Below are 20,004 nucleotides of genomic sequence, written 5' to 3' on the forward strand. Positions count from 1 at the left end.
AGTATAAATTTTCCTGCTACAGAAAAAGTGAAAGGGGTAGAGTTTGCTGAACAAGGTGAATATAACATTGATGGTGATTTAACTTTTACTGAAAACTTGAATGGTTCTTTGAGCTTAAATTGGTCTCGAGAGCACTCAGGCAGTGGTAGTATAAGTAAAATAAAAGGAGGTTTTATTACTATTACACCAATAAAATTAGATTTTACAGATTATGATATATTAAATGCTATGAAAAATTCTTGTGCAGAGGAATTTTCTTCTATAGCTAACACTCCTATTGCTTCTGATTAGATATTTTCTACGATTTTATCTCGAGCAATCATTTTTTCTTCACCTGTGTCCATGTTTTTAATTTTTAAAGTTTTACTGCTTAGCTCTTCATCACCAAAGATTAATACAACTTTTGCATTTGCTTGATTTGCTTTTTTCATTCGGGTTTTTAGAGTTCCACTATGTTCATAAGCTACGTATAAACCATGCCTGCGTAATTCATTTGCAAGTATTAGAGTATGTTCTCCAGCCTCTCTACCAATTGGAATTAGGTAAATAGGTCGCTCTTCTTTCGGAGAATAATTGATTAACTCCATTATGCGTTCAATACCTCCTGCAAATCCTATCGCTGGAGTGTGTTTTCCACCTACTGAAGATACTAGATTATCGTATCTTCCACCGCCAAAAACTGCCCCTTGTGCACCTAAATCTTCTGTGACAAATTCAAATACTGTGTGACAATAATAGTCTAGACCTCGAACTAATTTGCTATCTACAGTGTAAGGTATGCCAAGAGCTTGCAGTCCATTTAACACCTGGTCAAAGAAATATGAAGATTCTTTTGTATAATAATCACTGATTTTTGGTGCGTTAGAGATTATTTCTTTATCTTTCTTATCCTTAGAGTCTAATATTCTGAGTGGATTTTTAATCAATCTATTTTGACTATCTTCTGATAGGTCATTTTGAAACTTTTTTAAATACGATATCAAAGCTTCTCTATATTTAGTTATTGTTTTACCATCGCCCAAAGAATTAATTTCTAGTTTTACATTCCTATTGATGCCAAATTCAGTTAGTAGGTGCTGAGCAAGTGATATCAATTCAATATCAACTCTCAGATCTTCTATACCAAAAACCTCAAAATTTATCTGATGAAATTGTCTTTGTCGTCCTTTTTGTGGTCTTTCATAGCGGAATGTAGGTCCTGTTGAGAATAATTTTATTGGTGTTTGCAGTTTTTTTTCAATGAGTAACCTAACAATAGCTGCAGTGAACTCAGGACGCAGAGTTATGCTCTTTCCCCCTTTATCAATAAAAGTATACATCTCTTTAGTGATAATATCTGAGCTATCACCTAAAGTCTTTGTAAAGACTTCTGTGTATTCAAATATCGGAGTTTGAACAGTTAAAAAGCCGTATAAACTTGAGATTCTATTTGCTGTTTGCTCTATGTATTTAAATTTATACCATTCATCATACAGAAGATCTTTCGTTCCTCTAACTGTTTGATTAGTCATAGCATAGTCTCTATACCTAAAACTTCTGGTATGTGATAGCTTATCATACTCTGCACTCCTTGCTTTAAGGTAATTGCAGCACTTGGGCACCCAGAGCAAGCTCCTTGCAGTTCAACGTAAACTATTCCGTCTTTATAGCCACGGAACTTGATATCACCACCATCTTGAGCAACTGCAGGTTTAATATAACTCTCCATCAATTCTTTTATTCTATTTACAATTTCTATATCATTTTCATTAAAGAATTCTTCCTCTAGCATTTTATTATCACTTACTCCTTCTTTATCAAAAGCTTTTCCACCAGAAGTAAAGTGATCCATAATTGTAGTTAAAATTTCCACTTTTACTATATCCCAATTCATTCTATCCGATTTTGTTACCGAAATAAAATCATGACCAAGAAATACTCTTACAACATGTTCTATTTGAAAAAGATTTACTGCTAGTTTGGAGTTCTTTATTTCATCTGCATTTGAAAAATCAGCTGTTTCTCCTTCGCTCAGAATTTCAAAACCAGGAAGAAATTTCAGCGTGTTTGGGTTTGGTGTTTCTTCAATCTGGATAAACATGTTATTTACCATGACAATTATAATTGTTACTATTTAATCATAAAATGATAAAAAAATATACATGTCATTCATCTTCTTCCTTTTTTTGATATTCACAATAATCACGTTTGTTTTACCTAGCGTTGTTGTATTATTTCTCTTTTTGGCAAAGAGAAATAACATAAGTTTTATGATGAACTCTATATTAAGTAAGTTTTTGAACGAATTTAACAGCAGTAAAAGTTACACCAAAAATTACACTGGTGATAATATGTCCAAAGATGAAGCATTAAAAATACTGGGGCTGAATTCTGAGGCAAGCCAAAATGAAATCAATAAGGCATACCAAAATTTAATGAAAATGTTCCATCCAGACAAGGGAGGATCGGAATATTTTGCACAAAAGTTAAACGCAGCACGTGATAGGTTGATGAAGACCTAATTTTAACCATTGTTTTCTCTTTAAATTTTGCTTGTACATATTAAGTTGCATGATATAAAGCCCGAACATTATTCTTTAGGAGCTATTTGATGAAAAAAAACTTGAGAGATTGAAAAAGAATTTATTTGCGGCTATAGATGAGATTAATATTAAGAAAGTTAAAAGATATGTTAAAAAGGCAAGATATATAAATAAAGAAAAAGAGGTTATTAATGGTAAAAAAGATGGTATGTCACCTATACATCTTACTGTTTATAAAGGTAGCTTAGAGATAGTGCGGTTTTTGCTTAGAAATAATGCTAATATTAATGCTGTTAGTGATGGATGTCTTGTTCCTTACTCGTACATTACTACCATGAGTAGCAAAACAGAATAAAATGATATATCATTGTACTAGTAGTACCACTTCCCAAGTAACGCAAGGTTTTACAGCTTTACACTTAGCCTTTTTTTTATTTTCGATTAGATATCGGGAATCTTCTGCTCAATAATAACATTATTAATGTTATTATTAGAAATGCAAATGGCAAAACGGCATTTGAGGTTGTACCAGGTTATGAAAGTCTTTGCAGTGATGGCTGTGACATGAGCAAAATATACTTAGATTTATCAAAATTTCATAAAAATAATTGTACAGAACTATTACTCTCTGCTAGAATAAGTGATAGGTCAGAATTAGAAGCTGTTGATACTCCAGATTATGTGCCAAGAAGTGCAGTAAAACCTTTTTCTTTTGTTAATAGTATATTTAGTTGGTTAATCACTGCCAAACTCGATGGCTTATTCAGCAGTGCTCCTACTTTACTTCCTGCACAGCAATCTGTTGATCACTTAGATGGTAGCCCGATTGGTTCTTCACAAGTTGATTTTAATGGAACAGTTCTACTAACTGATGTAATGATCAGAAAGTTCACAGGGAAAAAATACTCAAGCCCACTAGAAGATTCACTTCTCACAGTAGAAGAAGTTAGAGAAAGAAAGCTTAACACTATAGAAAAAAAACTTCGAGACAGCACTGAGTAAGTGTGAAAAAAAACTTTATCAATGTCCTGAAAGTTCATTAAGTAATTTAATGATATCTAAAGGTATGCATCAAAAGTCCCTTTAAATCAGTTAAAATAAGCACTCAAGCTTGAGTGCTTATTTTCGTATAATCCTCTTTAAGTTTAAGCTCTTACATGTTGGGAATAAGCTGCTACGAAATTTAAGTAAATTAACGAAACTTATAGCGTTTTGTACAAAAACTAAATGTAGCATGGTACACACAATGAAAAAAATAATCTCTTGCGTTGTGGAATTTCTTTAGCTTTACATATAGATTTTGCTAGTATATGCATAAATTATGTGGTATACAACCAGAAGTTTTGCTCTTTAGGAGGAGTTATGGTTACAAAAGCAGAAGTTGAAAAATGGAGAGACGGGCTACGTTCTGCAGTAAGGGAACATGATTTTCAAAAAGCTGAGAAGTATATTAGAGAAGGAAAGAGACATACTGCTAATGTTGTTAACTATAAAGATAGAAATGGTAACTCACCTTTATCGATTGCTGTTAATAAACAAGATTTAGAGATGATGAGGTTTTTAATTGAGAATGGCGCAGGTGTTAATATTGAGGACTTTTTTCGTGTGCCTCCTATATACTATGCTATTACAAGGGGCACCACAGAAATGATAGAGCTTCTAATCGATAAAGGAGCAAGCATTAGTGGTTATTTTTCATATGCTGATAAAAAACGTACTCTCGTAGGTTGGGCTATAGACAAGAATAGTCCGCAAAAAGTGGAGGTCTTACTTAAACATGGTGCTAGCCCAAACGGCAAATTTGATCTTCTTGCTTATTCACAAAATTCATGCCTACATGCTGCTGTTGAAAAAAACTACTCAATAATAGTTGAGCTTCTTATTGAATATCGTGCTGATGTCAATGTTCAAAACGAACAGGGACAAACACCTATATATTTGGCTATTAGTTCAAAACTTCCAAAAATAATTAAGATATTATACGATAATGGTGCTGATATTGGTAATGTTAAGAATATAAGGAACGAGACACCATCAGATTATGTTAAGTTATTTTATCCAGGTAAAACGATAAAAGAAATTGCTGCAGAGGCAGAGAGTATCAATGTAAATCCAGATCCTGCAACAAGCAGTGGAGTAAGGCCTTCTTCTTTTGTTAATAGTGCATTTAGTTGGATGGAAACTTCAACAACTGCTGCACTCAGTAGCTTGTTTCAGAGTGTCCCTGCTTTACCTCCTGCACAGCAATCTGTTGCACATTTAACTGGAAGCCCAATTGATTTTTCGCAAGTTGATTTTAATGGAACATCTCTGCTAGCTGACGTGGTAATCAGAAAGTTTACCGGGAGGAAATATTCAAGACCATTGGATGATTCACTTTTGACATTGGAGCAAATTAGAGAAAGAAAGGTTAGTGCTATAGAAAGGGATATTAAGATGGCAATTAGTGAGTTTGAAAAACTTGATCAATGTCCTCGAAGTTTATTAAGCAATTCAACAATATCTAAAGGTGTATGTCATCAAAAATCCCTCTAAATCAGTTAAGATGAAAAAAAACTTTAAGTTATGGAAGATGATAGCAAGAAAGAAATAACAGAAGAAAAAGGTATATCAGGTTGGATAGAGTATAGACTGCCTATATTTTCTTTTCTAAAACATGCTGCTTCTTATCAAGTACCAAAAAATTTAAATTATGCTTGGAATTTTGGTTCTTTGGCTGGTATAGCACTGATTTTGCAGATAATAACAGGTATATTTCTTGCCATGCACTACACTCCGCATGTTGATCATGCATTCAATAGTGTGGAGCGTATAATGCGTGACGTAAGTTATGGGTGGCTGATACGTTATACTCATGCTGTTGGGGCGTCACTCTTCTTTATGGTGGTCTATGTTCATATCATGCGTGGATTATATTACGGATCTTATAAGAGACCGCGAGAAATGGTGTGGTTTATTGGCATATTTATATTTTTTGCAATGATGGCAACTGCCTTTATGGGATATGTTCTTCCATGGGGACAAATGAGCTTTTGGGGTGCAACAGTTATAACTAACTTATTTTCAGCCATACCTTTGATTGGCAACAAAATAGTTATATGGTTGTGGGGTGGTTTTTCCGTTGATAACCCAACACTTAATCGTTTTTTTGCCCTTCATTATCTTCTGCCCTTCATTATTATTGCTTTAGGTATGTTGCATGTTGTTGCTCTGCATAGATTTGGCTCTAATAACCCAAGTGGAATAGAAGTAAGGTCAGGTAAGGATACTATTCCTTTTTATCCTTATTATATAGCAAAGGACTGCATAACTTTTGGTTTATTTTTTATAATTTTGTTTGGATTTGTTTTTTATGCCCCTAATTATCTTGGTCATCCTGATAATTATATAGAAGCTGATCCTATGGTAACTCCAGTACACATAGTACCAGAGTGGTATTTCCTACCTTTTTATGCGATGTTGCGCTCAATTCCAAATAAGCTTATTGGTGTACTCACCATGTTTGGATCTATTTTAGTTTGGTTTCTTTTGCCTTGGCTTGATAAATCAAAGGTTAAAAGTGGTGCTTATCGCCCGTTATTTAAGAAATTTTTTTGGGTTTTTGCAATAAATTTTGCATTTCTTGCTTGGCTTGGGGGGCAGGAAGTTAAAGAGCCTTATATTACTTTAAGTAGGCTCTCAACTCTTTATTATTTTTCGTATTTTGTGATAGTTTTACCTTTACTTAGTAAGTATGAGAAACCAAAAAAATTACCAAAAACAATAAGCGATTCCGTTCCGGAGATGAAGTGATGCTGTTGGTTAAAGTTGCTGTATTTTGTATATTATTTCTCACTAATTCTTTGTCTGCAGAGGAGTTTAAACCTTTACCAAATAAGAAAATCGACTGGAGTTTTGATGGAATTACTGGATCTTTCGATAGAGAGTCAATTCAGCGTGGCTATAAAGTATACAAGGAAGTCTGTGCTGCTTGCCATTCAATGAATAGAATAGCGTTTCGTAATTTGCAAGATGTTGGTTTTTCTGAAGAGGATGTAAAACAAATTGCAGCCTCTTACCAAGTTAAAGATGGTCCGAATGATTTGGGTGAAATGTTTGATAGACCGGGAGTGTCTTCGGATTATTTTATTGCGCCTTTTGATACAAAAGAAGCAGCTGCAGCAAGCAACAATGGAGCAATTCCACCGGACCTATCATTAATTGTCAAAGCAAGACATGATGGTGCAAATTATGTCTATTCACTACTAATTGGTTATCAAAACGGTGAACATGATGAGAATGGTTTATATTTTAATCCATATTTTTCGACAGGCAGATTAGCTATGGCACCACCACTCTCTGAAGGAATGGTAGAATATGATGGTACAAGGCAAGCCACAGTTGAAAATATGGCATATGATGTGGTAAATTTCTTACAATGGGCAGCAGAGCCAGAACTGGAGCGCCGACATAAACTTGGGCTAAAAATAGTGACATATTTTATAACTTTGACGGTATTTTTTGTTCTCACTAACAATAGAGTTTGGAGCCAACTCTATAAAAAAGGAAAATAGAACTTCATTTACGCTCGTTTTTATACCTTACTCATAATATCGTGTGTATTATGTAATGATAAATATATTATGAAAGTATAGGGATTATGGCATTTCGAATAGTTACAAATTTTCAGCCAGCTGGGGATCAACCACAAGCAATAGATAGTTTAGTTGAAGGACTAAATAACAAAAAAAGAGATCAGGTTTTACTTGGAGTAACTGGCTCTGGAAAAACTTTTACTATGGCAAATGTTATCGCAAGAACAAACAGTCCTGCGTTAATTATGGCGCATAATAAAACTTTAGCGGCACAGCTTTACGAGGAGATGAGAGGATTTTTCCCCCACAATGCTGTTGGATACTTCGTTTCTTATTATGATTATTATCAGCCTGAGGCTTATTCGCCACAAACAGACACTTATATTGAAAAAGACTCTTTAATAAATGAAAGAATTGATATGCTACGCTATTCTGCTATATGCTCTCTTTTGGAGCGTAGGGACACGATTGTAGTTGCGAGTGTTTCTTGTATATACGGTCTTGGTTCGCCTGAGAGCTATCTCAGCATGACCTTGACTTTAAGTGCTGGAGATAAGATTCATGTTAATGACTTTCTGAATAATTTAGTTAATCTCCAATATAAACGTTCTGATGTCAGATTTGAGCGAGGATATTTCAGGGTGCGCGGCGATATTATTGATATATTTCCTGCCTATTATGAAAATAAAGCTTGGCGTTTATCATTGTTTGGTGATGAAATAGAGGAAATTTCTGAGATTGATGCCATGAACGGCAATATTATCAGACGCATAGATACAGTCACCATTTTTCCAAATAGCTATTATACTACATCACGTGAGACTCTTTTGCAAGCAGTTCAATTGATTAAAAAAGAACTACATGAACGCCTGGATTATTACTATTCACATAACAAAATTGTTGAAGCAAAACGCCTTGAGCAGCGTACTAATTTTGATATTGAAATGATGATGGCAACGGGAGTGTGTAAAGGTATTGAAAATTATTCGCGTTATCTTTACGGAATGAAAGCTGGAGATCCACCGCCTACATTGTTTGAGTATTTACCTAAAGATGTAATTTTATTTGTTGATGAAAGCCATGTAACCGTTCCCCAGATAGGTGCAATGTATAGCGGTAATGAAGCACGTAAAAAGAAATTGATAGATTATGGTTTTAGGCTACCTTCTGCTTTTGATAACCGTCCATTAAAATTGGAAGAGTGGGAGGCAATACGGCCACAGACTATTTACGTTTCGGCTACTCCAGGAAAATATGAATTAGAAAAGACTAATCACGCATTTATAGAGCAAGTTATCCGCCCAACAGGACTGACAGATCCCATCTGCATCATAAAACCAACAGGGAGTCAGGTTGATGATGTGATTCATGAGGCACAAGTGACGATAAAAAAAGGGTTTTGTATTCTAATTACCACATTGACAAAAAAAATGGCTGAAAAGCTAGCTGAGCATATGAGTGAGCTCAGTATGAAAGTAACTTACCTACATTCAGATATTGGTGCACTGGAAAGAATTGAAATTATATGCAAATTAAGATCTAAAGAAATAGATGTTCTTGTTGGCGTTAACTTGTTGCGGGAAGGTCTTGATATTCCCGAGTGTGGATTGGTTGCAATTTTAGATGCTGACAAAGAAGGGTTTTTACGATCAGAGACTTCGCTCATTCAAACGATAGGTCGTGCTGCACGCAATGTTGAAAGCAGAGTAATTTTATATGCAGACAAAATTACTAATTCTATGGATCGTGCACTGAAAGAAACTGAAAGGAGAAGAAAGAAACAGACAGAGCATAATACACTCCATAACATTGTACCAAAAACTATAATAAAGCCTATATCAAATACTTTACAGGAAAAAGTGGTAGTTGAGAATTTTAGTCAGGATGATCTAAATAGTCTGAAAAAGCAAATGTTGAAGCATGCTGAAAATTTAGAGTTTGAAGAGGCGGCAAAAATAAAAGGTATTATTGAAAGATTTAATAATAGACCCGTTGCATAGCTAGAAAAAAGATAACTAATTAATAGTTAAACTGACTTTGATTTACCAACAATTGAAAGAACATCATTCGAGTGGCAGAAAAACGAGCCAGTTCATGATAATTTCAAATTTTCACCTTTTATCTTATAGGTAATGATTGTTGAACTTATTTCTTGCTCGAGATTATGTACAGACTCTAACAAATTAAATCTCACAACAAATTTGTTGCTTCATAGCTTTTATATCATACTATAGTTGCAATTGTTTTAACAATAATCATAGCCTAAAAGAGGTTTATTATCAATGGACTATTTATAAAAAATCTTATGGAAAATAAAGCCTGTTTCATTTGGCTCATCAGTAACTTGATTGTTGTATTCAGCAACATGCAAATAATCTACACCTTTATAAGCGTGAATCTTGAAAAAGAACTTGAGCTAACAATCGCGCAAGTTGCACTAGCTAATTCAGCATATACTTGGACTTTTGCTATCTCACAATTTTTTAGTGGGGCAATGTTTAATGTTTTTTCCAGCAAAAAAATTTATTTTTTCTCATTGTCAATTATGCTCTTTGGTTTTTTTGTCCTTATCAAGAGTGACAATTTTGCCCATTTAATTTTATCTCAATTTTTGATCGCAATTGGAGCATCGTTTGGTTTTATTGGCGCTGCTCATGTAAGTAGCACATATTTTCCCCTTACTCAATTTGGACTGATGTTCTCACTAGTGCAGACAATTTCAAGTCTTTCTGCTTTGATGATTCAAATGTGCTTCTCTAGCTTGCTTGCCGAAGGTGCAGATTGGAAAAATCTTATTGTATGTGTAATATTATTTGGCGTATCGATATTTGTACTTATATTTTTTTATCCGAAAGGACTTTCAAAAAAAAATTGGGGGGAATACACAATAAAGAGCTCTATAAAAACAGTAATATGTTCTGTACTAACAGTGCTAAAATTAAGAGATATCTGGATAACCTCAATAGTGGGTGCTATTACTTTTGGAACATTTTTAGCTCTTAATATGATGTGGGCACCAAGGTTACTAAGTAACTTAGAACTCAATACAATGGAGTTAGGTGTGGCAACTGCAATATCGTGGCTTGGTCTTGCAGTTGGTGCTCCAATTGCAGATCTAATCTCAAATCTATTTAAAAATAGAAGGCACGTAATCTCTGCTTTTGCTACATTGCAAAGTATTTCAGCTATTATTTTACTGTGCGGCAATTTAGCAGTTCATATTATATACTTTTGTATGTTAATGTTTGGTTTTTTTGCAGGAGGACATATGCTTAATTTTACTGTTGGTAGTGAGATTGTTGAGCAGAAGTATATTAGCACATCATCATCCATTATCAATGGATTTATGTTTGTTATGAGTGGAATTTTAGTGTCAATTTTAGCACTTTTTTCAGATCATCAAATGGCGCTTTTCACAATATTTGCAATGTTAACATTTGCTAGTATTTTTAATTATGCTACAAAAGAAACATACTATAAAATACAAGCTGAATCTTGAGTCAATTGTTATATTATGTTAACATGCTGTAATAAATTATGACAAAAAAAGACACAACAGTAACTAAGGCAACAATAGCTGAATGTATAAATCAGGAAATTGGATTATCGAAAGAAGACTCTATTGCAATAATAGATGATATATTGGATGAGATAAAAACGAGCTTAGCAAAGGATGGAATAGTAAAAATATCTTCATTTGGAACATTTTTGGTTAAAAACAAGAAAGAAAGACCAGGAAATGTACCAAAGACATCGGAAAGGGTAGTAATTCAAGCGAGAAAATCAATTTCTTTTAGACCTTCAAAAAGAATAAAGAAATTAATAAATAACCGATGAATAAGGGGAAATTATTTTACACAATTGGAGAAGTAGCTGAAGAACTACATTTGGAGCGGCATGTTTTAAGATTCTGGGAAAGTCAATTCCATCAAATTAAACCCATAAAACGGAAGGGAAGAAGACTGTATGATCATAAGTGTATAGAGGCAATAAAAAAAATAAAATATATGCTATATGACAAAGGATATACAATAAAAGGAGTACAAAAGGAATTTGGTAACGATGTAAGAATTGATCATTATTCAAGAAATTTGTTGCAAGAACTTATCGATTTAAGAGACTATTTGACTGATAAAATAAATGAAGAAAGTAATAAATAGACGAAAAATACTATAAAGTTTTGTGAAAGTTGATATATTTAAAGATAAGTGTATGTGTCGTATAGCATTGTTCTTTATATTATCAGCAATACTGGTAAGCTGTGGCCTGCAAAAACCTGCACCTGTACTACTTAAAGGCGAAGAGTTTTATGGGAAAAGAGACCTAGAGTACACAAGGGAGTATCATTTGATTAAAGAAAATGTTGATTCTTCGCTGCGAAAAGAAAGTAGAAAAACCTTTGTAGATAAGGTATATAACAATAGTGCACAAAGCATGTGTAAATTTGTAATACCGGTTAAAGGTGCAGTTACCTCTTCTGATAAAATATGTCAAGATGGCATAAAAATTACTGCTCAAAGTGGAACAAAGGTTATTGCTTCTGCACCTGGCAAAGTAATATACGTGGGCAAAGGTCTGAGGTGGTACGGAAATTTAATTATAGTGGAACATAAAGACAATTACATGACTATGTACTCCTATTTAAAAAACATACAAGTTGAAATTGGTGATAAAGTAAAACAAGGTCAAGTAATTGGATCTGCAGGTAAATCAAGCACACAAGATAAAGATCCGCAGATGTGTTTCACAATAAGGCATAATGGTCAAGCAGTCGATCCTTTAGTACATATAAACTGTGATTGAATTTATGAAATATGATTTTAAAAAAGTTGAAAAATTCTACCAAAATAAGTGGGATTTTTCTGTAAGCAAAGATAGTAAAAAGAAGAAATGTTACGTGTTGGAAATGTTTCCATATCCATCTGGTAAGATTCATATGGGTCACCTGCGTAACTATGTAATAGGAGATGTTATAGCACGTTACAAGAGAGCTAATGGATTTGAGGTTTTGCACCCAATTGGCTGGGATGCGTTTGGATTACCAGCTGAAAATGCAGCAAGAGACAATAATATTAACCCTGCGGCGTGGACAAAAGAGAATATAGACAATATGCGTGCACAGCTAAAATCTATAGGTCTTTCCTACAATTGGAATCACGAGCTTTCCACATGTGAGCCTGATTATTACAAACACGAACAGAAATTTTTTCTGGATTTTTTAAAGTATGGTCTTGCCTATCGAAAAGAGTCGTGGGTTAATTGGGATCCAGTGGACCAAACAGTGCTTGCAAATGAGCAAGTGGTTGATGGAAAAGGATGGCGATCAGGTGCAGTTGTTGAAAAACGTAAGTTATTCCAATGGTTTTTAAAGATTACTGATTTTGCTGAAGATTTGCTTCATTGTCTGCAAAGTTTAAAAAATTGGCCAGAAAAAGTCAAAACTATGCAAGAGCGCTGGATAGGAAAATCTGAAGGGGCAACTATAGATTTTGAAATAGTTGGCCTGAATAAGAAATTAAAGATTTTTACAACTTCTCCTCATACTTTATTTGGAGCTTCTTTTCTTGCAGTAGGAGCACAGCACCCTATTGTAAAAGACCTTAAGGACAAAGAAATAAGAGACTTTATTGATAATATGAAGGCAAAGGGGGAGAATGATGAAAAAATTGGAATTTACACTAGACTGAACGTCAGGCACCCATTTCTCGACAAGGAATTACCAATTTATATAGCGAATTTTGTGTTGATGGAGTATGGAGAAGGTGCGATTTTTGGTTGCCCTGCACATGATCAGCGTGATTTTGAATTTGCACAGAAGTATGGTTTAACGATTATTCCTGTAGTTTGTGAAGAGACCACAGAGATCTTAAAAGAACCGTACTTCGGTGATGGAGTGATGTTCAATTCTGAATTCTTAAACGGACTAATGATTAATGAGGCAAAAAAAGTAATCATAAAAAAACTTGAAGAAAAAGGAATAGGTAAGAAAACAATAAACTATCGTCTACACGATTGGGGAATTTCAAGGCAACGTTATTGGGGATGTCCTATACCTATTATACATTGTAAAGATTGTGGAATTGTTCCAGTTCCAGAAAAAGACCTCCCTGTTGTTCTACCAACGGATGTAGAATTTACAAGTGGTGGTAATCCCCTGGATAAGCACCCAACCTGGAAATTTGTTGATTGTCCAAAGTGCGGAAAGCAAGCAGAACGTGAAACTGATACATTTGACACTTTTTTTGAATCTTCTTGGTATTTTGCTGCATTTTGCAGTGAAAATAAATTGATTAATAAAGATGCTTGTAATCGTTTTATGCCTGTTGATTATTACATAGGTGGAATAGAACATGCAATTCTACATTTGCTTTACTCAAGGTTTTTCTGCCGTGCTTTAACTAAATGTGGCTATTTTGACGTTAAAGAGCCTTTCTCTACTTTAATCACTCAAGGAATGGTCTGCCATATAACTTATAAAGATGAGAATGGCAAATGGCTCTTTCCCGAAGAAGCAAAAAAGTTGATTGCGAAGGGTACTAAGATCCAAGTTGGAAAAGTCGAAAAGATGAGTAAGTCAAAGAAAAATACAGTTGACCCAAACTTTATCATAGAAAAATACGGTGCTGATACTGCTCGTTTGTTTGTATTATCCGATACCCCCCCAGAAAAAGATATGGAATGGTCTGATGATGGCGTGGAAGGTTGTTTTCGCTATATAAATAAATTGTGGCGTATGGTAGTGCAACTTAGGACCGTAAACATACACTATGATAATGAAAACATTGTAGGTAAACTACTAGAGTACAGAAAAAAAATCCATAAACTATTGCAAGGGTTTACAGATGACTTGGAAAACTGCAGATTAAACTGTGTGGTAGCAAAGTTTCGTGAAGCGACAAATTTAATAGCTGAAATAGACGTAAAAACTGGAAAATCTCTTATTGATGAAGGTATATGCATACTAATCAGAATAATTGAGCCATTCATGCCACACCTGGCTGAAAATTTATGGCAAAAAATAGGAGGCAAGGGCATGCTATATATGCAACCTTGGCCAAAAGCTGATGAATCACTACTAATTGATAATATGGTGACTGTAGCAGTGCAGATCAATGGAAAGTTACGTGCGACCATCGAAGTGGCAACTGATTTACCTCAAGAAAAATTGAAGAAAATAGCAACAGATTCTGTATCTAACAAAATCGATCAAAGCAAAATTCGCACTATATATGCTGTGCCAAATAAGGTAGTAAACATAGTTATATAAAAATTTTGAGTAGCATGTCCCTAATTTCGCAGTTATACTTTTTTTAATATGAAGTTATATCTTTTTTAATATAAAGGATATATACTTGTGCATTATATATTTTTTTTGTATGGGTAGTTATATGAAAATAAAAGGATTGTGTGTTTTAGCTGTGTTGCTCACTTCATCTCTAGCAGGTACAGCTAGTAATAGTGCAAAAGAGCAGTGCTACGCAGGTTTAAACTTTAGTGGTGGATGGGGTGCTGGATTAAAAATAAAACCTGGCTTAGTTTCTGGTTATAATTATGATAAAAGCTCTAAGTTTGAACTTGAGATTCTCACCGACGTAAGTGATATGTTTGGTGCAGCAGACAAGAAAATGGGAGCTAGTTTGTTGGCAAATTACCTTTACTATCCTGATCTTGAAATTGATCCTGTTAAATTATATGCTAGTATAGGTCTGGGTGGATATATTCGAATATTGCCATCTTTTGGTCTTGGTGAGGATACAAATGCAGTAAATTCAGCTGCAACTGTAGCCGCAGGTCAAAATGAAACATTAGATAAAATACTGGGTGCTATTTCCTATAAAGTAAAGTTAGGTGTTGATTGTGAAATTATTCCACAGATAGTTAGCACAGTTGCTATTGCTGCAAGCGGTCAATTAAGTGGCTTTAAACCACCTATGAAAAAACCAGATGCAATCATAGAAGTAGGTATACGTTATAATTTTTAAGCTATGAACACTTTGAATCCTTATATACAGTTGTATGCTCGGTGCTATATATGTGCTATTTGCAAAGGTGTTCTTTTTATGCTAATATTAAGATAAATCTTAAGCAACAAAATTAGAGGGATCAACTTCCCGCTGTAAGCAAGCAGCAACTACAGTGTTTATCATAAGAAATGCTATTGTCATCGGGCCAACTCCACCAGGCACTGGAGTAATAGCTTTGACTTTTTCTTTTACTCCGTCAAAGTCAACATCACCCACAAGCTTACTTTGATTTCCTATGTTAATGCTATTTATGCCAACATCAATCACTATTGCACCTTTTTTTATCCAATCTGGTTGAATAAAATTTGGCTTTCCAACTGCTGCAACTACTATATCCGCCTTAGAGCAATAATCAGCTAAATCGCTACTTTGTGAATGCAAGATGGTAACAGTGCAATTTTCTTGCAACAATAGGTGAAACATTGGCTTACCCACAATATTTGATCTGCCAATGATTACCGCATTTTTACCTGATAGATTATTTTCAACTGACTTAATTAAATGCAAAGAACCTTTGGGAGTACAAGGTATAAGACAATCTTTTTCACCTTTAACTAACCTGCCAACATTCTCATCATGAAAGCCATCTACATCTTTTTCAACACTTACTGCATTAATTATTCTGCTTGCACTGATGTGTTTTGGTAAAGGTAACTGAACTAAAATTCCATGCACAGATGAATCTTCATTTAATGTATTAACTTTTTTAATCAATTCATCTTCTGAGATACTATCAGACAAAACAATAGTTTCAGAACTTATGCCTATTGATTCTGCTTTTCTTTGTTTATTACGAACGTAGACCTGACTTGCTGGATTGCTACCCACAAGAATTACTTTAAGACAAGGAAAAACATTATACTCTTTCTTTAAAATATCAATTTTTTTTGATAGCTCCTCACAGAGATCATTTGCTATTTTTTTACCGTTAATAATAATTGACATTTCCTTGCCACTCCTTGAAGTCAGGTAATACAATATCAAATAAATTCAATACTTTACCAACAGCATGATTTACAATATCATCCAAAGATTTTGGTTTAATATAAAAAGCAGGCATCGGCGGAGCAATAATTGCTCCCATCTCCGTTAGTTTTAACATATTTCGGAGATGTCCAAGATGTAGTGGAGATTCTCGCGCCATAAGAACTAATTTTCTTCTTTCTTTTAGAGTTACATCTGCAGCCCTTGTTAATAGATTGGAAGTCACCCCCGATGCTATTTCAGACATTGTTTTCATAGAACATGGAGCAATAACCATACCTGAGGTTTTAAATGAGCCGCTTGCTATTTTTTCTCCTATTTTTTCTTCAGAATAGTAAAAATCTGCAAGCGATATAATATCTTCAAGTTTTTCTTTAATCTCATGAGCTATAGTTATTTTTCCAGTGCTGCTGATCACTAAATGAGTTTCATGATTGGTATTTTTTAGTGCCTCTAGAATCCGTACACCGTAAATAGAACCAGATGCTCCACTTATTCCAATTACAATCCTACTATTCACCTTCGTAATTCATTCCCAATGCACGTTTGTAGGTATCAAGTAATATTTCCTGTTCCTCCCTGTCATCATCATCCATCTTCCTTAGCCTAACAATCTGTTTCATCACTTTTATATCCCAACCTTCATCTGCAGCTTTTGCATATACATCACGAATGTGATCTTGCACATCCCTCTTTTCTTGTGCAAGTTTTTCGATTCTCTCTATATAGCTCTTCAAATCTTCAGCCGTTATTTTTACTTTATCTTCCATAGAAACCAACTAATTAATTGCTACTACAGTATTATCAGTTTTTACTTGTACTTCAATCATAGTAATAATATTTTTATCTTTTTTTAAAATCTTAAAGTAAAAACCGTACATGGAAAACTCTTCATTTTCTTCAGGAATGCGCTCTATCTCGTTTACAATCATACCTGCTAGAGTTGTAGCTTCTTCATCAGGAAGATCCCAATGTAACTGTCTATTAATATCCCTAATAGTAGATTTTCCTTCTATGTGATACATATTATCGGATATCTTTTTTATAAAATTCTCTGTGATCAAATCATGTTCATCTGAAATTTCTCCAACTATTTCTTCCAGTATATCCTCAAGAGTTACGATTCCCTGTAGTGCTCCATACTCATCAATAACAAATGCAAGGTGTTTCCTGTTTTTACGGAAGTTGTGAAGTTGTACACTGAGTGGCGTACTTTCTGGTATAAACCAAGGCTTTGACATAACTTTGGCAATCTCTATTTTATTATCCTTTTCACGCAAGGCATTTATTAGATTTTTCACGTGAACCACTCCAACAATATTATCTGGTTCTTTTTGCCACAAAGGTACTCTGCTATGGCTACTGGTTAAAATCTCTCTTATTAACTCTTCTTTGTTTCGATCTATATCAAGAGAAAATAAGTTTCTCCTGTGGGTCATAATTTGTGATATTTCTGTCTCAGCCAAATCAAGTATACTATTTAGCATATCTAAATCCTGTTGTAACATAGTGCCCTCACTGCGGTGAAGAGTAATCATATTACGCATTGCATCTGCTGCAGATATTACCTCCCTATTCTTATGAAGCCCACATAACTTCAGAATGATATTGACAATAAACTGAATGCCTAATGTCAATGGAGAAAGAACCTTGACAAAAAACAGCATAAAATATGCAGAAAGTAATGTAAATTTTTCAGGATTTTGCATGGCGTAAGTTTTTGGTAAAACTTCACAAAATAGCAAAATACAAAACGTCATCATGAATGTTGAAAGAAATATGCCCTCACTCCCAAAAGAATTTATAAATATTACTGTAAACAAAGCAGAGCAAGTAATGTTAATAATTGTATTACACAGTAATATTGTTCCTATTGTTAATTCTTTTTTACCTAACAAAAGCTCTATTATCTTGGCTTTTTTGTTACCTTCTAGCTTTAGTTTATTCACTCGGGATCGGCTAATTGAGGTTAACCCTATTTCTGCTCCTGAGAACAAAAACGATAAAATCAATAAGAAAAAAATTGCTGACAATACTGAGATCAATAACCAATCCATTAAAGTATGATGTTATTGCGATATAGAAACAGAGTTAATTTTATATGTTGTAAGAAGCATTTGCAAGTCTATATATCTTTAATATAAAAAAATAAATCATGAAATATATCACACACTGCATTCACATGCATATTCTCAACAACAAGTGGAGGAGTTATTCTTAATACCCTATTATTTAAAATTTTAGTCATCATTAAGCCTTTGTCAAGAGATTGTTTAACAATTTTATCAGCCAAAGGTAGTCTAAGCTCTATCCCTATCAATAAACCCTCCCCACGAACTTCTGAAACGATCTTCGGAAATTCTTCAGTCAAAGGCAACAACTTTTCTTTTAGATATTTACTGACCTTCTTAACATGGTCAAAAAAGCCTTCCTTTAGCATTACATCTAGTACTGCATTACCCACAGTCATGGCAAGTGGATTACCTCCATAAGTTGACCCATGAGTTCCTGGAGTGATTGCTTCTGCTATATAATCTTTTACTAAACATGCAGCCAGAGGAAATCCATTACCCATAGCCTTCGCACAAGTGAGCATATCAGGTTCAACTCCTATATTTTGATAGTAAAATAGAGAGCCAATCCGTCCATATCCGCATTGCACTTCATCAAAGCATAAAATTATTCCTTGAGCTTTTGTTATCTCTCTTACTTTTTTAAGATACTCTACGTCCAATGGATGTACTCCGCCTTCACTTTGTATGGGCTCTAAAAATATGGCAGCTGTTTCGCTATTGATTTTCTTTTCTAATGCTTCAATGTTATTTCTTGGAACTTTATCAAAACCAGAAAGGAGTGGAGCAAAACCTTCGCGTGATTTTTCATTTCCCCCAGCTGAAATTGCAGCAATACTGCGGCCATGAAAACCTCCTTCAATTGTAATGATGTGATTGCGCTTTTCTTGTCCATTTAAGTAGAAATAGCGGCGAATAAATTTAATTGCAGCTTCTGTTGCTTCAAGTCCACTTGAGCAGAAAAAAACTTTATCGGCAAAGGTAAGGTCTGTTAAACGCTGAGCAAGCCTTTCCTGCTGGGGAATAGTAAAAATATTAGAGCAGTGCCATAATGAATCCAGTTGCTCCTTCAGTTTATCTGTAATATATGGATGACAATGCCCTAGAGAGGTTGTAGAAATTCCTGCAGCAAAGTCTAAATATTTTTTACCATCCTTATCGAAGAGATATACTCCTTCTCCTCTAACTATAGAAGCTTCAGATCTATTATAAGCGTTAACAACATGACCCATATGATCCATTTTAAATATTATCTATAGTGCATGAAAAAGCTTTCCCTTAATGTTGCTTAAACTAAAAATTGAGCTAATATTATACAGTTCAACATAAAACTCAGAAATTTAATATGTAAAAAAGTAAAACTATACCAATTCACATTCAGCAAAAAAGAAAGCTATTTCTCTATGAGCGTTTTCTAGACTATCAGAACCATGCACTCTATTTTCACTAATATCATCAGCAAAATCACCCCTAATTGTACCTTTATCTGCCTGCTCTGGATCTGTAGCACCCATGATTTGTCTGTATCTACAGACTGCATTTTCACCGATTAAAACTTGAACTATCACAGACCCAGAAGTCATAAATTCCACCAACTCTCCAAAAAAAGGCCTATCCTTATGAATTTCATAAAACAGTTCTGCTTGTTTTTTTGTCAGCATCATCATTCTTTGTGCTATAATTTTTAGTCCAGATTTTTCAATGTAAGAATTTATACTGCCTGTAATATTACTTTTTACTGCATCAGGTTTTAATATCGAAAGTGTTCTCTCAATTGCCATGTTATTTCCTTATATTAAGATCGTATACTTATAGACTTATTTTATTA

The 20,004-nt window shown here is 34.2% G+C and carries 19 protein-coding genes and 2 pseudogenes; 13 read left to right on the forward strand and 8 right to left on the reverse strand.

Annotated elements, in window-relative coordinates; translation table 11 throughout:
- Positions 1-291: pseudogene (locus wTKK_RS01840) on the forward strand (5'/3'-nucleotidase SurE); the annotation flags it as partial.
- Here wTKK_RS01840 and hisS read toward each other — a convergent pair.
- Both hisS and wTKK_RS01850 read right to left on the reverse strand, forming a co-directional pair.
- Positions 288-1,511, reverse strand: coding sequence for a histidine--tRNA ligase (gene hisS / locus wTKK_RS01845; RefSeq protein ID WP_407511743.1), 1,224 nt, complete (start codon positions 1,509-1,511; stop codon positions 288-290). The pseudogene wTKK_RS01840 and the gene hisS sit on opposite strands and share 4 nt — an antisense overlap.
- Positions 1,508-2,080 (reverse strand): NifU family protein, encoded by a 573-nt coding sequence (locus tag wTKK_RS01850; RefSeq protein ID WP_407512203.1) that lies wholly within the window; start codon positions 2,078-2,080, stop codon positions 1,508-1,510. The genes hisS and wTKK_RS01850 overlap by 4 nt, the downstream gene beginning before the upstream one ends.
- A gap of 85 nt (positions 2,081-2,165) precedes the next feature.
- On the opposite strand from wTKK_RS01850, the gene wTKK_RS01855 reads away from it, so the two are divergent.
- The 12 genes and pseudogenes from wTKK_RS01855 to wTKK_RS01910 all read left to right on the forward strand — a co-directional run bounded on the left by wTKK_RS01855 (position 2,166) and on the right by wTKK_RS01910 (position 15,078).
- On the forward strand, positions 2,166-2,501 hold the full coding sequence (locus tag wTKK_RS01855; protein ID WP_407511744.1) for a J domain-containing protein: 336 nt from the start codon (positions 2,166-2,168) through the stop codon (positions 2,499-2,501).
- Between the two features lie 109 nt (positions 2,502-2,610).
- Positions 2,611-3,609, forward strand: a pseudogene (locus wTKK_RS01860) (ankyrin repeat domain-containing protein).
- A gap of 275 nt (positions 3,610-3,884) precedes the next feature.
- Complete coding sequence (locus wTKK_RS01865; RefSeq protein WP_407511745.1) at positions 3,885-5,057, forward strand: ankyrin repeat domain-containing protein; 1,173 nt, start codon at positions 3,885-3,887, stop codon at positions 5,055-5,057.
- Between the two features lie 30 nt (positions 5,058-5,087).
- Positions 5,088-6,314 carry a cytochrome b gene (locus wTKK_RS01870; protein ID WP_407511746.1) on the forward strand — a complete coding sequence of 409 codons (1,227 nt, stop codon included), beginning with the start codon at positions 5,088-5,090 and terminating at the stop codon, positions 6,312-6,314.
- Positions 6,314-7,075, forward strand: a complete 762-nt coding sequence (locus wTKK_RS01875; protein ID WP_211907501.1) for a cytochrome c1 — start codon at positions 6,314-6,316, stop codon at positions 7,073-7,075. The genes wTKK_RS01870 and wTKK_RS01875 overlap by 1 nt, the downstream gene beginning before the upstream one ends.
- Positions 7,076-7,161: 86 nt before the next feature.
- Positions 7,162-9,096, forward strand: a complete 1,935-nt coding sequence (gene uvrB / locus wTKK_RS01880) for an excinuclease ABC subunit UvrB (RefSeq protein ID WP_407511747.1) — start codon at positions 7,162-7,164, stop codon at positions 9,094-9,096.
- A gap of 305 nt (positions 9,097-9,401) precedes the next feature.
- On the forward strand, positions 9,402-10,595 hold the full coding sequence (locus wTKK_RS01885) for an MFS transporter (protein WP_407511748.1): 1,194 nt from the start codon (positions 9,402-9,404) through the stop codon (positions 10,593-10,595).
- A 38-nt stretch (positions 10,596-10,633) separates the two neighbouring features.
- Positions 10,634-10,933 carry an integration host factor subunit alpha gene (locus wTKK_RS01890; protein ID WP_407511749.1) on the forward strand — a complete coding sequence of 100 codons (300 nt, stop codon included), beginning with the start codon at positions 10,634-10,636 and terminating at the stop codon, positions 10,931-10,933.
- A complete protein-coding gene (locus wTKK_RS01895) occupies positions 10,930-11,256 on the forward strand; it encodes a MerR family transcriptional regulator (protein ID WP_407511750.1) in 327 nt (108 codons plus the stop codon). Before wTKK_RS01890 ends, wTKK_RS01895 begins: the two co-directional genes overlap by 4 nt.
- A gap of 52 nt (positions 11,257-11,308) precedes the next feature.
- A complete protein-coding gene (locus tag wTKK_RS01900; protein WP_407512204.1) occupies positions 11,309-11,899 on the forward strand; it encodes a murein hydrolase activator EnvC family protein in 591 nt (196 codons plus the stop codon).
- 4 nt (positions 11,900-11,903) lie between these two features.
- On the forward strand, positions 11,904-14,363 hold the full coding sequence (gene leuS, locus wTKK_RS01905; RefSeq protein WP_407511751.1) for a leucine--tRNA ligase: 2,460 nt from the start codon (positions 11,904-11,906) through the stop codon (positions 14,361-14,363).
- A 109-nt stretch (positions 14,364-14,472) separates the two neighbouring features.
- Entirely contained in the window at positions 14,473-15,078 is a 606-nt protein-coding gene (locus wTKK_RS01910) for a hypothetical protein (RefSeq protein WP_407511752.1), read from the forward strand.
- A 99-nt stretch (positions 15,079-15,177) separates the two neighbouring features.
- Here the strand turns inward: wTKK_RS01910 and folD are convergent, their stop codons facing one another.
- The 6 genes from folD to ndk form a co-directional block, all read right to left on the reverse strand.
- Positions 15,178-16,065, reverse strand: a complete 888-nt coding sequence (gene folD, locus wTKK_RS01915; RefSeq protein WP_407511753.1) for a bifunctional methylenetetrahydrofolate dehydrogenase/methenyltetrahydrofolate cyclohydrolase FolD — start codon at positions 16,063-16,065, stop codon at positions 15,178-15,180.
- Positions 16,049-16,624, reverse strand: a complete 576-nt coding sequence (locus wTKK_RS01920; protein ID WP_407511754.1) for a UbiX family flavin prenyltransferase — start codon at positions 16,622-16,624, stop codon at positions 16,049-16,051. The genes folD and wTKK_RS01920 overlap by 17 nt, the downstream gene beginning before the upstream one ends.
- Entirely contained in the window at positions 16,617-16,874 is a 258-nt protein-coding gene (locus tag wTKK_RS01925) for a DUF2312 domain-containing protein (protein ID WP_407511755.1), read from the reverse strand. The genes wTKK_RS01920 and wTKK_RS01925 overlap by 8 nt, the downstream gene beginning before the upstream one ends.
- Before the next feature lie 9 nt (positions 16,875-16,883).
- Complete coding sequence (locus wTKK_RS01930; protein WP_029237684.1) at positions 16,884-18,161, reverse strand: HlyC/CorC family transporter; 1,278 nt, start codon at positions 18,159-18,161, stop codon at positions 16,884-16,886.
- A gap of 68 nt (positions 18,162-18,229) precedes the next feature.
- Positions 18,230-19,408, reverse strand: coding sequence for an aspartate aminotransferase family protein (locus wTKK_RS01935; protein WP_407512205.1), 1,179 nt, complete (start codon positions 19,406-19,408; stop codon positions 18,230-18,232).
- Between the two features lie 129 nt (positions 19,409-19,537).
- Positions 19,538-19,957, reverse strand: coding sequence for a nucleoside-diphosphate kinase (gene ndk / locus wTKK_RS01940; RefSeq protein ID WP_407511756.1), 420 nt, complete (start codon positions 19,955-19,957; stop codon positions 19,538-19,540).
- Positions 19,958-20,004: the final 47 nt, after the last annotated feature.

Origin of the sequence: Wolbachia endosymbiont of Trichogramma kaykai (assembly GCF_045765165.1) — a bacterium.
GTDB lineage: Bacteria > Pseudomonadota > Alphaproteobacteria > Rickettsiales > Anaplasmataceae > Wolbachia.